General features: G+C 37.9%; 12 protein-coding genes. 4 read left to right on the forward strand and 8 right to left on the reverse strand.

The genetic code is table 11. The features are described 5' to 3' along the window. Positions 1-174 precede the first annotated feature (174 nt). From BWI92_RS00525 to BWI92_RS00535, 3 genes are all read left to right on the forward strand, one after another. Positions 175-1,962 carry an ABC transporter ATP-binding protein gene (locus BWI92_RS00525; RefSeq protein ID WP_095160172.1) on the forward strand — a complete coding sequence of 596 codons (1,788 nt, stop codon included), beginning with the start codon at positions 175-177 and terminating at the stop codon, positions 1,960-1,962. 145 nt (positions 1,963-2,107) lie between these two features. Continuing rightward, positions 2,108-2,935, forward strand: coding sequence for an ion transporter (locus BWI92_RS00530; protein ID WP_310588845.1), 828 nt, complete (start codon positions 2,108-2,110; stop codon positions 2,933-2,935). A gap of 313 nt (positions 2,936-3,248) precedes the next feature. Further along, complete coding sequence (locus BWI92_RS00535) at positions 3,249-4,412, forward strand: sigma-54 dependent transcriptional regulator (protein WP_095160173.1); 1,164 nt, start codon at positions 3,249-3,251, stop codon at positions 4,410-4,412. A gap of 407 nt (positions 4,413-4,819) precedes the next feature. Here the strand turns inward: BWI92_RS00535 and BWI92_RS00540 are convergent, their stop codons facing one another. The 4 genes from BWI92_RS00540 to BWI92_RS00555 form a co-directional block, all read right to left on the reverse strand. Continuing rightward, positions 4,820-6,088, reverse strand: coding sequence for an APC family permease (locus tag BWI92_RS00540; RefSeq protein WP_095160174.1), 1,269 nt, complete (start codon positions 6,086-6,088; stop codon positions 4,820-4,822). A 159-nt stretch (positions 6,089-6,247) separates the two neighbouring features. Beyond that, on the reverse strand, positions 6,248-6,793 hold the full coding sequence (locus BWI92_RS00545) for a nuclear transport factor 2 family protein (protein ID WP_095160175.1): 546 nt from the start codon (positions 6,791-6,793) through the stop codon (positions 6,248-6,250). Between the two features lie 431 nt (positions 6,794-7,224). Continuing rightward, complete coding sequence (locus BWI92_RS00550; RefSeq protein WP_095160176.1) at positions 7,225-8,694, reverse strand: amidohydrolase; 1,470 nt, start codon at positions 8,692-8,694, stop codon at positions 7,225-7,227. Between the two features lie 235 nt (positions 8,695-8,929). After that, positions 8,930-9,655 (reverse strand): nitroreductase family protein, encoded by a 726-nt coding sequence (locus tag BWI92_RS00555; protein WP_095160177.1) that lies wholly within the window; start codon positions 9,653-9,655, stop codon positions 8,930-8,932. Between the two features lie 293 nt (positions 9,656-9,948). Here BWI92_RS00555 and BWI92_RS00560 point away from each other — a divergent pair, with 293 nt between their 5' ends. After that, positions 9,949-12,345, forward strand: a complete 2,397-nt coding sequence (locus BWI92_RS00560; protein WP_095160178.1) for a TonB-dependent receptor — start codon at positions 9,949-9,951, stop codon at positions 12,343-12,345. 116 nt (positions 12,346-12,461) lie between these two features. On the opposite strand, the gene gldD is transcribed toward BWI92_RS00560, so the two are convergent. The 4 genes from gldD to BWI92_RS00580 all read right to left on the reverse strand — a co-directional run bounded on the left by gldD (position 12,462) and on the right by BWI92_RS00580 (position 15,933). Continuing rightward, a complete protein-coding gene (gene gldD / locus BWI92_RS00565) occupies positions 12,462-13,109 on the reverse strand; it encodes a gliding motility lipoprotein GldD (RefSeq protein ID WP_229241892.1) in 648 nt (215 codons plus the stop codon). A 150-nt stretch (positions 13,110-13,259) separates the two neighbouring features. After that, positions 13,260-14,039, reverse strand: coding sequence for a TIGR00266 family protein (locus tag BWI92_RS00570; RefSeq protein ID WP_095160179.1), 780 nt, complete (start codon positions 14,037-14,039; stop codon positions 13,260-13,262). Between the two features lie 175 nt (positions 14,040-14,214). After that, the gene (locus tag BWI92_RS00575; protein ID WP_095160180.1) at positions 14,215-14,946 is read right to left on the reverse strand and encodes a 1-acyl-sn-glycerol-3-phosphate acyltransferase; all 732 of its coding nucleotides are present in this window, start codon (positions 14,944-14,946) and stop codon (positions 14,215-14,217) included. 180 nt (positions 14,947-15,126) lie between these two features. Then, a complete protein-coding gene (locus BWI92_RS00580; RefSeq protein WP_229241890.1) occupies positions 15,127-15,933 on the reverse strand; it encodes a LytTR family DNA-binding domain-containing protein in 807 nt (268 codons plus the stop codon). Between the last annotated feature and the right edge of the window lie 265 nt (positions 15,934-16,198).

Consider the following 16,198-nt stretch of genomic DNA (forward strand, 5'->3'; position numbering starts at 1 on the left):
AAACCTCAAGAAGTGCATGACCAATAATGACTTGTAAGCAAAAAATTAAAATCAAATATCCAAAATCCACAATCATCTAATTATGTTTGTGGAAGATTGTACAATAGACCCAAAAACATATCAATGTATCAACATCGCTGGAAACTATTGCGAAAGTACATTGGTTAATTATACATGAAAGCATTAAAACATCTCAATAAGTATTTCTTCCAATATAAGTGGTATTTGATTCTGGGTACGCTTTTTACATTTATCTCCAATTTGTTTGGAGTGGTGCCTGCCCAAATTGTTCGTTACGCTTTAGATTTAGTAAAAGAAACAATTTCTCTTTATTTTCTATATGATGGATTTGGTGCGCAAACCGTCGTATATGAAATATTTGCTTTCTCGATTTTACTCTATGGTTCTTTGATTCTCATCATGGCTTTACTCAAAGGGATTTTCTTATTTTTTGTAAGACAAACCCTCATCGTGATGTCACGCCATATTGAGTATGACCTCAAAAACGAAATTTATCATCATTACCAAACCTTGCCTTTAAGCTTTTACCGTAAAAACAATACTGGCGATTTGATGGCTCGTATTTCGGAAGATGTTGGCAAAGTGAGAATGTACGTAGGGCCGAGTTTGATGTATGGACTCAACCTTATTTCGGTATTTGTTTTGGTGGTTGGATATATGCTTTCGGTAAATGCTAAGTTGACTTGGTATGTATTATTGCCTGTGCCGTTCTTGTCAGGAAGTATCTATTTTGTTAATACCATTATCATTCGTAAATCAGAAGAGATACAAGCAAACCTTTCCAAAATATCCACATTTGTTCAGGAAGCTTTTTCAGGAATTAGAGTGCTAAAAGCTTTTGTACAGGAAGAGCCATCTACGGTGGCTTTTACCAAACAATCGAATATTTATCGTGAAAAATCATTAGACTTGGTAAAAGTAGATTCTCTCTTTACACCGCTGGTTTCTATTTTGGCAGGGTTAAGTTCGGTTTTGGTTGTATATATTGGTGGACAAGAAGTAATGTCAGGCAGACTAACGCCTGGTAGTATTACCGAATTTATCATGTATGTGTATATGCTCACATGGCCAATGATTGCCTTGGGTTGGACTACCTCTCAAATTCAGCGTGCGGCAGCTTCGCAGCAACGTATCAATGAATTTTTGAATATCAAAACAGATATCGTTTCAACAAAAGACATCTCTCAGACCATCGAAGGAACTATTGATATTAACCATGTACGATTTGTGTATCCAGACTCAGGAATTGAAGCGCTACATGATTTTAGTATGCACGTAAAAGCAGGTGAATCTGTAGCGATTTTGGGCACTACAGGCTCGGGTAAAAGTACCGTAGCCAACTTGCTTTGTAGAATGTACGATACCACAGAAGGACAAATCAAAGTGGATGGTTTTGAGTTGAAAGAATGGAATGTACAAAGTCTCCGAGGTCAAATCGGCTATGTGCCTCAAGATGTATTCTTGTTTTCTGATTCTATCAAAAACAATGTACGTTTTGGTAGCACAGATATGTCTGACGAACAGGTAATTCAAGCCACGAAAGATGCCGATTTATACAATAATATCATGGACTTCCCCGAACAATTTGATACCGTGTTGGGCGAAAGAGGTGTTACATTATCAGGCGGTCAAAAGCAACGTTTGTCTATAGCAAGAGCCATTGCAAAAAGTCCGAAGATTCTTATTTTGGACGACTGTCTTTCGGCCGTAGACACCAAAACAGAGCATCAGATTTTGAATAACTTACAAGAAATTATGAAAGGCAGAACATCTGTCGTAATTTCTCATAGAGTATCTTCAGCAAAGCTAGCTGATAAAATTATCATGCTTGATGGCGGTCATGTTATCGAGCAGGGAACGCATGATGAACTTATGGCTAAGGAAGGCGCCTATAAAGAACTTTTTGAGAAACAACTTCAAACAGAAGAAACTAATTCGTAAATTGGAGCTAACCTTTATAAAATTTTGGAGTGACGATTTAGCTTTAATATATTCAGCAAAACGCTCTGCTTGTAAAGGCAGGGCGTTTTTTGCGTTTGTGCATTTTAATTTATTCAAATCAGATTCCTAATCAGTCATTATATTCTTGAAAACGATAAGTGCTTATGCAGCATACATTCAAACACAAAGTATATCACGTCTTAGAGGTAGCGCGGGGGAAAAAAATGGGGTCAATTGGCTAGTCAATATCCTTATTATGAGCATTATTGCGCTCAATACCGTGGCCATTATTCTCCATTCTGTCCGAAGTATTAGACGCGAATTTGATGAAGTTTTTGTTGATTTTGAATATTTTTCAGCTGTATTTTTCACTATCGAATACTGCTTACGATTATGGGTTTGCACCGAAAACGAGAAATATAAACATCCTATTTGGGGGCGTTTACGGTATATGACCTCAACAGGCGGTATTATTGATTTGCTGGCTATTCTACCGTTTTACGTATCTCACTTTACTTCGGATACTGGACTAATCCGTATTTTGAGATTATTCAGGGTATTTAGGCTATTCAAATTTTCTCGATATGTTCATGCCTTAAGAGTGATTGAAGGTGTGATTAAGGAAAAAAGAGAAGAATTAGTATTGAGTTTAGTTTTTCTAATTTTCCTACTACTCATTGCATCTTCGGTAATGTACTATCTCGAGAGTCCAGCTCAGCCAAGAGTTTTTTCGAGTATTCCTGCAACTTTATGGTGGGGCATAACCACCATAACATCAATCGGTTATGGCGATATTTACCCAGTTACTATTTTGGGAAAAGTATTCGGCGGGATAATCGCAATTTCGGGAATTGCTATCATTGCACTACCAACAGGTATTTTAGCGTCAGGATTTGCAGAACATATCAATATTCACAAAAAAGAGCGAGAAAAACATAGGTTTTGTCCACATTGCGGCAAAGAACTACCATAAACTCTTAACAAAAGTCAATATTTATGTAACCTTAGCTCAAAAATTACGTATAGTATGTATCTTTCTCCTAGAATCTAGTAGCAATAAATAATCACTAGGTTTGACAATACAATTCAATAATTTTTACTTTGATAAACCATAATTAATTGCGACTGTACGGGTAAATTTTTACTAGAAAGTTAATAAAACTTCATATTATCGAGCTAGTTTAGTCTAAAAGCTTCAAAATTTGTGTATTTTTGACAATTACTAATATTGAATTTACCATCCTAATCCAAACGAACCAGTTCGCCAGAAAATTTACAATCTGCCTATGGCAAAACTATTAATAATCGACGATGAAAAAGCCATCCGTGGCGCCTTACGTGATATTCTTGAATATGAAGGGTATAGCGTAGAAGAAGCAAGCGATGGAGAACAGGGACTAGAAATGGTCAAAAACAATGACTATGATGTAGTTCTTTGTGACATACGAATGCCCAAAATCGAAGGTTTGGATTTGTTGCTACGAGCCACAGAAATGGGCAAAGGGACTCAATTCATTATGATTTCGGCTTTTGGTAATGTGGAAACAGCCGTTGAAGCAACCAAACGTGGAGCCTTTGATTTTATTTCGAAGCCACCAGATTTGAACCGCCTATTGGTGACAGTACGAAATGCCTTGGAAAGGGGAAAAATGATCACTGAAACCAAAGTACTCAAAAAGAGAGTATATAAACTCAATGAAATTGTTGGAGACTCGGATGCTATTCGCCGAGTAATTGATACTTCTGACCGTGTAGGACCTACCGAAGCTCGAGTATTAATTACAGGACCAAATGGTTCAGGAAAAGAAATGGTTGCCAAACGTCTTCACGAAAGAAGTAATCGTGCCCACATGCCTTTAATCGAGGTAAACTGCGCAGCTATTCCTTCTGAACTGATTGAGTCAGAACTGTTCGGACATGAAAAAGGAGCCTTTACTTCTGCCATCAAACAACGAATTGGAAAGTTTGAGCAAGCAGATGGTGGGACTTTATTTTTGGACGAAATTGGCGATATGAGTCTTTCGGCTCAAGCTAAAGTACTTCGTGCTTTGCAAGAAAATAAAATCACACGCGTAGGTGGCGATAAAGAAATCAAAATCAATGTACGTGTTTTTGCCGCTACCAATAAAAATTTACAATTGGAAATAGCAGAAGGACGTTTCCGTGAAGACTTATTCCACCGTTTGAACGTAATTCCTATCCACGTTCCTGCTTTGAATCAGCGCCCAACTGACGTACCATTATTGGTAGATAAATTCTTACAAGATATCGCCGATGAATACGGTCAGCCAACCAAAGAAGTAACCGATGATGCCATGAAGTATCTTCAGTCGCTTCCATGGACGGGTAATGTTCGTGAACTACGCAACGTAGTGGAACGCTTGGTCATCATGTGTGGTGATATCATTAACCTCGATGACGTAAAACTCTTCGCTATGCCAGTCATTTAGATTGGAGATTGTGGATGTTGGAGTTCGGATTTTCAATCATTCGTAATTGAGCGATTTAGTGATTGAGCGAATGAGTGATTAATTTTAATAGGTATTTTACTGTAGGGATACAATGCTTTGCCTCACCAGAGCTATTATTCGAAATATCAACATAGGTCATCTTGAAATTAGAACGATTCTATAAATTTCATCAATATGAGTAATCCCGAATTTTAAGGTTGAGGTTATTCTCTAAGTTTTCATCAAAAAAGCGGTCAGGAAATATTTTCTGACCGCTTTTTTGATACTACTATACTAAATTTCACTCAGCTTAAGACGCAATCATTGCGTCTCTACCGCCAGAATACAAATTTTAAATTAATCACTCATTCATTCAATCACTAAATTAGAGATAGCTCTTTGGCGTTTTACATTCTCTTAGACCAAAAATACGTTATTGCCCCAACCAACAAAATCCCTAAGCCAATAAAGCTTTCTTGAGGTTTGTCATAAATGATAAATAATAAAACAATCATACTAAAACCCACATACAAATACTGAATATAAGGACTCAAAGGACTTCTGAAACGGTCGCCCTCGTGAGGAATTTTCAAGAAACTTGCCACAGCGATTGTTCCCATCAATTGCAATACGAAAGACGAATACAGTAAAATCTGTTGCAAACTTCCCGACAACAACAATATCAAAATCACTGCACATAATAGCCATATTGCTCGAATTGGCACATCGTGCTTGTTAGTTGGACGAATCCATTTCCATAAAGTGTAATGTTGTGCCATCGAGTGTACTATTCTAGAACCTATCCAAATATAAGAACTCATTGTAGCTATCAATTGAAATCCAATCCCTGCACTAATCCACTTATTGGCGGTAGGACCTAGTATATTTTGAGTTGCTAAAATCGCTACCTCGGCTTGTCCTTTCAACTGTGCATAAGTTCCAAATTTCAAGAATACCAGCTGCAAAAGTACGTACACTACAATGACGCCCAAGGTGCCAAAAATCAAAGCTTTGGGTAAATCTTTGCTTGGGTTTCGGATTTCGCCTACGATATACGCCGCAGCATTCCATCCTGTGTAAGCATAGGTCACATAAAGGAGTGAAACAGCAAAACCCGTTTGGGTTATTTCATCCAAAATTGGCACTTGTACATTGATGGCATTTTGAGGAATAGGTGCATACCAAATGCCTATTCCTAATAAAAAACCGATAAATAGTACTTTTACCACAGTGGTAATATTCTGAAAAACACTACTATGTTTGAGTGAAAATGAGTGCAATAAACTGATTAAAATAATCAGCAAAACGATATACCAACGCAAATTAGGTATGTCAAACGGGCTCAAATAGGCTTCCATGGCAAGCGCTGCAATGGCTACGGGCGACGAAAAACCTACAATCAAAGAAGCCCAAGCGGTGAGATAACCCCAGAAAGGATGAAAACCTTTACTGACAAAAATATAATCGCCACCGGATTCATTATAGTGCGTTCCTAGTTCGGCGAATGTAAATGCGCCAATCAATGCTAAAACACCTCCTAACACCCACAGCAATACAATACTCCAAACATTTTGTACATCGACTAACTGGTATCCTAAACTCGTAAAAACGCCCGTTCCCACCATATTAGAGATAACTAACATAGTGGCGGTTTTCCATCCTATTTTGTGCGACATAGGCTAATTTCTTTAAATAATTGCGAATATTTCTTCAAATATAAAGGCACAAAGCGTTTTACACTTTGTGCCTTTATTCCTTTTTCTAAATACTTTTTACAAAGTAAAATTCAATCTTGCAAAAACATATCTACCTGTTGTTCCCATCAGTGGCTGAGATTATTTCTGTTTCTTTTCTGACTTAGCTGAGGGCTTTTTATCTTTTTCAGAAATCGGTAATTCTTCTTTGACAGAACTTGTTGAGGCTGGCATACTGGTATGATTTACCATTTTCCATTCGCCTTTAATCAGCTCTACAATTCTTAACTCTTGAGAAGTTTCTTTTTTACCATCTAAGGTTTTTATTTGTTTAAAAGTCACCCAAACATAGGTAGGATTTACTTTTCTGAAATTTGTTTTTTCTCTAGCAAACGTAGGCTTTGCCCCTTTTTTGCCCTCATTAAACCAAGTAGTTGCCCAAGAGCTCAAGGCATCCCAACCATCTTTCACAATCAATTGACCTTTTTCGTATTGAGCAAAGTAGGTTTGTGGCGTTTGGCGATAAAGCGTCATCCATGTTTCATAATCTTTAGCATAAAAAGCTCTGGTCTCGTCAGCTATCAATTGTTTGATTTTGCTTTGGTCTTCGGGACTAACGGTGTTTTGAGCTGTAACAGTACTGACAAAAAGTAGTAAAGTAACGCAAAGGAATCCAAGTGTTTTCATAAGTAAGAATGAGTAAAATGAAACTTTAATTGTGAGGCTTTAGAATAAAGGTAATAAGTTTTAGGTAAAAAAAACATCCTTTAGTTTACCAAAGCCTAAATCATTTAGCTTGAAATAGAGAATTAATATAGTCTAACTAGAAACGATTGATTCTCAAAAATGTCATTCTTAACATCTATTTTTTCTTACAAACATGAAACATAACTAATGTAGCGATTTAGTGATTAAGCGAGTGAGGGATTATGTAAAAATTTGTATTGCATCAGTAGAGACGCAATGATTGCGTCTTAAGCCATTCATATCTAGCTTAATAGCATCAAAAAGCGGTCGAAAAACATGTTTTCGACCGCTTTTTTGATATCACTATGCCAATTTTCGAAAAATCACTCATGCACTCAATCACCAATCACTAAATTAGGGATGACTCATGCTTACTTTCTATAATCCAAAGCTGGTTTTCTGTCGCCCAACAAGGCTTCATATTTAAAGTCCGCTCCTCCTCGTTTTTCGAGCCACTCAGCCTTAGCCTTATCGATCGTCGCTTGGTCGTTCATCAAATCAAGGGCAGTAATTGCGAGTGTTTTCGCGGCTACAATCATTCCTTTCTGTCCAATCGACATACCACTTGCTGCGGTAGATTGCCAGCTATGTGCCGATGAGCCTGGCACCCAAGTCGCAGTACCTAAACCAACCGTTGGTACTACCCAACTTACATCGCCTACGTCGGTCGAACCTCCCGATGTGGCACTTTCTGATGCATCAGTAAAATTTTTAATCTTAGCAGCATTGTTGATATCCTGCTTTTGCTCCCCTAATGTTTCAGCGATTTTTTCTGCAAACTTTTTCTCTTCATCATTATACACAACCCCTCCTACTTTCTGCATATTTTGATGAACAAGCGTTGCTAATGTTACATTGGGTAAAAGGTTGTAAACACCCCCTAACACTTCCCATTCAACTTTTGTGCCTGTACCTAAAGCTGCACCTTGAGCTGCATTTTCGATACGTTTCCAAATACTCTGTAAAATTGCTCTGTCTTTATGACGTGCATAATAATATACCTCGGCATAAGCTGGTACTACGTTAGGAGCCTCACCACCTTTGGTAATTACATAATGAATACGCGTATCCTGAGGGATATGCTCACGCATCATATTAATCATATAATTCATCGACTCTACGCCATCCAATGCCGAACGACCACGCTCAGGTGCGGCCGCTGCGTGCGAAGCAATGCCTTTGAAACGAAATTTCGCATTTTTGTTGGCCAATGACGTACTTGCATCCGCCGCATTCGCAGAACTTGGGTGCCAGTGCAATACCACGTCTACATCGTTGAAATACCCTTCACGAACCATATATACTTTGCCTGAACCACCCTCTTCGGCTGGACAGCCATAAATTTTGATGGTTCCTGGCTTACCTGATTTTTGCAACCAATTCTTTACTTCAATAGCCGCCGCCACCGACGCCGTACCAAAAAGGTTATGTCCACAACCATGTCCTCCCTTTTGATTAGGAATAGGTTTTATTTCGGGAGTAGCTTCTTGTGCCAAGCCCGGTAAAGCATCATACTCGCCTAAAATACCAATCACGGGCTTACCTGCACCGTAGGTTGCAACAAAGGCCGTAGGAATGCCAGCTATACCTGCTTGTACTTGAAAGCCCTCTTTTTTCAATTGCTCTTGCAATAAAAGAGAACTCTTTTCTTCCATGTAGCCAAGCTCTGCATAATCCCAAATTTGTTTTGAAATCTTGGCATATTCATCGAATCGTTTGTCAAGATTACCAATCATCGCTTGCTTCTCAGCTTCCAAAGGACTTGCTGTAGCAGCTTTCTTTTTTTGTGCCATACTTGCGAATGATAACATCGAAAGCACTAGCAAAACGCATTTCTTCATAAATAAAGGTAAGTTTTAGTTTTAGTAAAGTGAATATTGTGGACTTTGGTATTAAGTTAGTGGCAAAATAAAATTTAAGATTGTACTTTGGGCTTGCAGGTATCGGCTTTCGGCGGTGGGCTTTGGGAAAAATGCATGTCTGTGATCATTAAACACATTTTAACACTCTTTGCCTTATGCCTGTTGCCTTGTGCCTAAACACAAAACTTAGCTCTAATTTTTGCCCACTAACATACTATATTTTCCGAATGATCTCCTCTGATGGCACTCTTGTTCTGGCTGCATAGACGCCATCGTCTGCTCCCTTTCCACAAGCTACAATCATACACACCTCGGCTCCTGCTGGAGCGTCAATCAATTTTTTGACCAAACGACTATCAAAACCTTCCATCGGACAGGTATCATATTGATGCGAGGCCATACTCAGCATAAATGTTTGTGCTGCTAAAGCACATGACTTATGCACCATCACTCGTTGGTCAGCATGTGACGAAACTCTCAAAAACGGTCGATTAAATCCTTTGACTAAAATGATAAGTTTGCGAAGCAAAGTCATAAAGCCAAACCAGTCATTGCGGTAAAACAAGGGCATCAGTTTGCCATAATAATCCATAGCTCGCTTGTCACGACCCGTGAGTTCTTTTCCCTGAAATTGTTTTTTGATATTGTCCAAGTTCCATTGAGCCATATTTTTCCAACGGTCTTGGCGGGTTAAAAATATGATAAGATGCGGGGCTGTTCGAGCGGCAGACTGATTGAAACAAGCCTTGGCTATAGCTTCCTTTTTCTCTGGACTACTTACCCACACAAACTCCCAAAGTTGCATATTACTGCTATTGGGCGAAAGTGTGGCTAACTCCAAACTTTTTTGGATAACCTGCTCGTCTATTTCGGCTTGAGCATCATATACTCGAACCGAACGGCGATAGTTAACAATCTTGGCAAAAAAATCTTGCTGCATGAGTCGTGTGTTGATGAATCAAATTGGGCTTGTTTTACAAAGTTAAAATTCTTAGCCAAAAATCAAAGCAGAAAGGCAGGGAATACCAAGGAAAAAATCATTTTGATACAATCGATTTGACAACTAAAACCTTGTTCCCTTCTGATTTTTAGAGATATAAGTATTGACAAATATATTTTTTAGCCTATATTTGTTTGAATTTTTAGATTAACCTAAAAATTTAATAAACCAAAACTAAACTATTGTCAATAGTTAGATCTATCTAAGCCCTACAAAACTCTTGTTTCACTCTCATGAAAAAATTATTACTACTTTTAGGACTATTGTACTCTGTGATGTGCCAAGCACAGGTACAAATTCAAGGAAAGGTTATTTCCTCCGATAATCAAGAAGAAATCATCGGGGCTAATCTCTACCTTGTTGAATTGCGTCGAGGAAATTTGAGTCAACAGCATGGTAAATTTTACTTCAGTGACCTTAAAAAAGGCACCTATACTCTACAAATAAGTCATATTGGGTATAAAACCTATACTCAAAAAATCGATCTTCACACTGACACTACGCTACATATTAAGCTTACACCAAGTGCAGTTTCGCTCGAAGAAGTTATTGTTTCTGGCTCGGCAAGCAAGACGGTCGTTAAGGAAAGTCCTATTCCTATTGCGGCACTCTCCAAAACACAATGGCTACAATCGGGTAGTACCAACCTTGTCGATGCAATTAGTAAACTCCCTGGCATGTCGCAAATTACCACTGGTGCTACGTTGTCGAAGCCTATTATTCGTGGACTGGGTTTTAATCGAGTAATTACGATGCATGATGGAGTACGGCAAGAGGATAATCAATGGGGCGAAGAACATTCATTACATATCGACGAATATTCTATTGATCGATATGAGATTATTCGAGGTGCTGGTTCGTTGATGTACGGCTCGGATGGTATTGGAGGGGTCATGTCTGTCATTTCCATTTTACCACCAGAAAATACCTCATTAGCTGGAAATATTTTATACAATTATCAGAGTAATCAAGGATTTCATGGAGTATCTGGCACTTTGGCACACAACCAAAATGGCTTACTCTGGCAAGCGAGATTCAGTCTAAAAGATGCTCAAAACTATCAAAATAAGTATGATGGTCGAGTTTGGGGTTCAAACTTCAATGAACTCAATTTTTCCGGAATCGCTGGGGTACAAAAGAAATGGGGATACACTCGTTTGTACTTTTCAAAGTTTGGACAAAATATCAATATCATCGATGGACAGCGCGATACACAAGGACGTTTTGTAAAAGCTATTTTAGAAAATGGAGAAGAAAAATTGATTCCTGTATCTCCTCAAGAACTTGAAGGCAGAACCATTAACCCTAGTAACTCACAAGCATTGAGTAATTACAAATTAACCAGTAACTCTTTATTTCAACTAGGGGCATCTTCATTGAGTTTTACATTCTCATATGCCCAAAATCATCGTCGTGAATATGGGAATATCTACAAGCCTTTTGAGCCAGATTTGTATTTCTTTTTGCAAAACTATTACTATGATATTCGCTTACATTTGCCCGAGCGAAATCAATGGGAAACTAGCTTTGGAAGTAATGGATTATGGCAAAATATGGATAACAAAGGCAATGAAACGCTATATCCTAATTTTGATTTAGCAGATAAAGGAGTTTTTATTTTTTCAAAAAAGAAATGGAATAATTTGATTGTGAGCGGAGGACTTCGCTATGACTATCGTCAATTAAATATCGCACAACTTTACGTAGATGCTGATGGCAAATTTCAGACCTCTCCTAACGGTGCAATCGAAGAACGTTTTAGTGGTTTAAGTAGCTCTTATAGTAACATAACTGGTAGCTTGGGACTAGTATATAAATTCAACTCCAATCTAAGTATGCGTAGCAATATGGCGAGAGGATTTCGGGCGCCATCTGTTCCCGAATTATCATCCAACGGCGAACACGCAGGGACTTTTCGCTATGAAATTGGGAATATCAATCAAAAATCAGAAGTTTCGCTACAGACAGATATTGGTTTTACATGGGAAAACCGTCAATGGTATCTTGATGTGAGCTGGTTTAGAAACCAAATTCAGCATTATACCTATTCGGAGAGAGTTCAGGCGCCAAATGGCAAAGATTCATTGGTTAATCAAGTGCCCGTGTTTAGATATGTACAAGGCAATGCTCTACTGCAAGGTTTGGAAGCAACTGTCAACTTCACTCCTGTACCTTGGTTGAGTCTTAATCAAAGCTATTCGATGGTAAAAGGCATTAATCAACAAGCTACTAATGATTCGTCAAAATATCTACCGTTTATGCCACCAGCACGATGGATTAGTCAAGTAAAATGGAATAAAAAAGCTTGGGGAAAATATATAGAAAATGTGTATTTCTTGGCAGAATTAGAACATCATCAAACCCAAAATCAGGTCCTGTTGGCTTACAATACCGAAACGATTACGCCAGCTTATTCCCTAGTAAATTTAGGAACAGGTATGACTTGGCGGAACAAAGATAAAAAGACCATTGCTTCTCTCTATATCAATGTCAACAACCTCTTTGACTTGGCCTACCAAAACCATCAAAGCCGACTCAAATACCTCGACACCAACCCCACTACACAACGACGTGGAGTTTATAACATGGGAAGGAATGTCAGTATAAAATTGGTAGTACCGATTCATTAATTGTGAATTTTGAATGAGTGAATTGTGAATTATTTTTTGAATTAGAATAAACCTTCTACCATTTTCTAGTCTTGTTAAAATAATTCACAATTCTTCACTCACAACTCACAATTCCACTAACGCCACTGCAAGGTATTAATCAAGCGAATGACGTCGGTTTTGAGATAGTCAATGACAGGAGCTAAAGAATCGCTTTTGGTGGCAGTATTGAAATATAAAGCACCACGTAAGTAATGTTTTGTTGAATCAGTCGTATAAAACTGCACATACGTTGGTACCTCTCCTTCTAATTCTATCAATTTAGCCGTTTTGCCCGACTTGGTTTTCATCACCAAATCTTTGATAGAATAGGCCTTAATATTATGCCTTGCAGCCAAACGGTGAGCATCGTCAATCAGTTTAGCCAGCTTTTGTTGGTCGCCATCCAAAGATTTATAGGTCAACTGAATCATTGCTTTCATCTCTGGATAATAAATATAAATCCAGTGTGGCTCCGCCCATCGAACAGTATCGGGTTTTATGATTGCATGTTTAGAATATTCAAAGCTATATGGATGCTTTTCGGTTAGCATTTGATATTCGGCTTTGGGCAGATCAATACGATTATAGCCTTTAGGTTTGGGCGTAAAACCATCATCCTCCTTCTTTTGACGACAAGCCGATACGCTCATCAAAAGGAGTACTAACAAAGCAGAAAACCTCACAGCCATCAGACCATGAGGTTTTCTTTGAATCGTATATGTATGAATTTTTTTGAGATTCATTACAAAAGTAGTTATTGGTGATTGTGCCCTATTCCAAATAGCTAGACGCTTCAGATAGGCTGATAATACTTGCAAAACTACATCATTCAAGTATAAAATCTAAGAGGAAACGTTCTTATGTGAACTTTATTGCAAAATTTACGTCCACGCTTAATCTTCAAACAAATTACCTAATCCACCCAATACCGAGCCACCTTCCTTATTAGTATTTTGACCATAAGGCGAAAGTGTACGGATTAATTTAGAAAGTGGCATTGATTGAATCCAAACACGCCCTGTACCACGCATTGTAGCTAAAAATAGCCCTTCTCCACCAAAAACCATTGATTTCAAATTACCTGCACGTTGAATGTCATAACTCAAGGTTGGCTCAAACGCTACGATACAACCTGTATCAATTCTTAAGGTTTCGTTGTTCAGGTACTTTTCTACAATTGTACCGCCAGCGTGTACAAACGCCAAACCATCGCCTTGTAATTTTTCAAGAATAAAACCTTCGCCTCCAAAGAAACCAGAGCCAATACGTTGGTTGAAGGTAATAGATACTTTTGTACCCAATGCTGCACACAAGAAACTATCCTTCTGAGCAATTAAAGTATTGCCTGGCATAGTAGCCAAATTAATAGGAACGATTGTACCTGGGTGTGGTGCAGCAAAAGCTACCTTACGTTTGCCATAGCCACGATTGGTAAAGTGCGTCATAAACAAGGACTCTCCTGTCAACAAACGACTCCCAGCTTGGAAGATTTTACCCAAAACAGAGTTGTCGGCATTAGAGCCATCACCCATTTTAGTTTCAAAAGTAATACCATCTTCCATATAAACCATGGCGCCTGCTTCGGCTATCACAGTTTCGTTAGGGTCTAATTCAATCTCTACAATTTGGATATCTTCACCAATAATCTTGTAATCAATTTCGTGCGAGTACATAGTTTGTTTTAGTTTTTAGATTCAGTAAAACGCTAATCTTATGTTGCAAATTAAGATAAAGAATTAGTTCTAAAAATAACATTTGTGGATAATTGGCAAATTTGTTGAGTAATCGGTGTTTAAAACTGACGACCTTATCTCTGTCAAATATCTGTACTTCAAAAACTAGCAAATATTATGAATTGTATGCCAAAAGCGTACTTTGAATTACTTGAAAAACTTCTTCTTTCAATGCCTCGATATCTTCCTGAGTTTTTCCAATCGTTGAAATAGGCTCATGCACAACCACACGCAAAGGCATACGAGTCAACGAAGGATTACTATCGAACATGATTTTGTAGTTATTCACAAACGTCACAGGCACAATTGGAACCTGCTGCTGCACTGCCATCACAAAAGCCCCATCTTTCAAAGGTTTGTGCATCAATGGTGGCGTTTTAGATTTAATGCCACCTTCAGGAAAAATCACGATACTTCTACCATTTTGCAAAGCTCTTACCGAACGAGTCATCGATTTGGCACGACTACTACGGTCTTCTCTGTCTACCTGAATATGCAGTTTTGAAAACATATACCCAAAAAGAGGCACCTTCTTAATAGCACTTTTACCCACAAATGCGTAGTAGTTTTTCAACACAACTCCCATAGCGGCAATATCCAAATATGAAAAGTGATTAGCACAAAAAACATAAGCTTGTTGTGTATCAGGTTGAAAACGATATTCAACACGAATAGGCACTCCAATCATTGGGAAATACAGTTTTCCCCACAAACGATTTAGATAGTGAGCTTTAGGTTTCCATGATTCTTTTTGAAGAAATAACCAGAAAAACGGAAACAGAAGCAAGAAAATAAATAGCAACCAAAACGCTGCCCAGATATTGTAAAGAGTTTTAAAAATACGCATAGAGACAAAATTAGAGAAAAGTCTTCAGTTGTGAGAAGATAATTGTCAGGAAAGAATTGAGAAAACAATAAAAAAGCCTGATAGCAATAGCTACCAAGCTCTGGAAATATTGTATTGCAAGAATCACATTTAGTCTCTGTATATTGCTATAATCATAGATATGAGCTGTCAATATTAAACTTAGATTCCCATCATTTCTTTGAAGGCTACTGAGTTTCTGGTCGAAATTTCTAATTCGATACCATTATTCAACACCACTTTCATTCCACCTTTGTAGTAAGAATCTATATCGTGGATATACTCAGTATTAATAATTTGCTGACGATTTGCTCTAAAGAAAATCGTAGGATCGAGGCGTTCTTGGATTTTGTTTAACGAACGGTGAATCATCGGGCGATTGTTGCCAAAATGGAAGCGACAATAGTTACCAACAGATTCAATCATGAACACTTCAGACAATCTCACGAAATAGCACTTTTCGCCATCTTTCAAGAAAATACGTTTGTCTGGTGACAATCGACCTTCTGAAACAGCTGCTGTAGCTCTTTCTTGCTGAATTTCTGAGCGTACTTTCTCAATCGTTTTAGCCAAACGTTCAGTTTTTGTAGGCTTCAGAATATAGTCCATAGCCTCAGATTCAAATGCTTGAATCGCATATTGATTGTAGGCTGTTACAAACACCACTTTCGGAACAAACTCTAATTCTTCTAGCAAATCAAAGCCATTTTTTTCTGGCATTTCAATGTCTAGAAAAATCAAATCAGGTTGAAGACGGTGTATTTTCTCCAAAGCCTCATCTACGTTCTCAGCTTCATCAATGATTTGAATGTCTGAAAACTCTTGTAATAAGTACTTTAGCTCTTGGCGCGCGAGTCTCTCGTCATCTACCAAGATAGTTTTAATTTTCTTACTCATCGGTTGTAAATTTAACAAGTCGTGATAATGGCGGTTACCAGCTCTTGGAGAATAAGGCAGTCTATTAGCCATACCTGAGTAACTGATTTTCAATTAATTAACAACAACAGTTCAACACCTGTGAACTAATCAGGATTGATATTTTAGTAAATACCTCGGATTTATTGCTAATATAGCAAATTCTATTGCATTTTGTTTGTGTCCTCATTGATTATTTCGAAAAACTCAGCCCTATTTTTAGTCAAATAGATTCGAAAAATCGTCTTTGCTCAAAATGTTAATTTTTTCTTCAAATGATTAAAAATTAACACTAAAAACCATGAGGATTGCTAAGGAA

It is taken from the genome of Flectobacillus sp. BAB-3569, assembly GCF_002270355.1.
Classification (GTDB): domain Bacteria; phylum Bacteroidota; class Bacteroidia; order Cytophagales; family Spirosomataceae; genus Flectobacillus; species Flectobacillus roseus.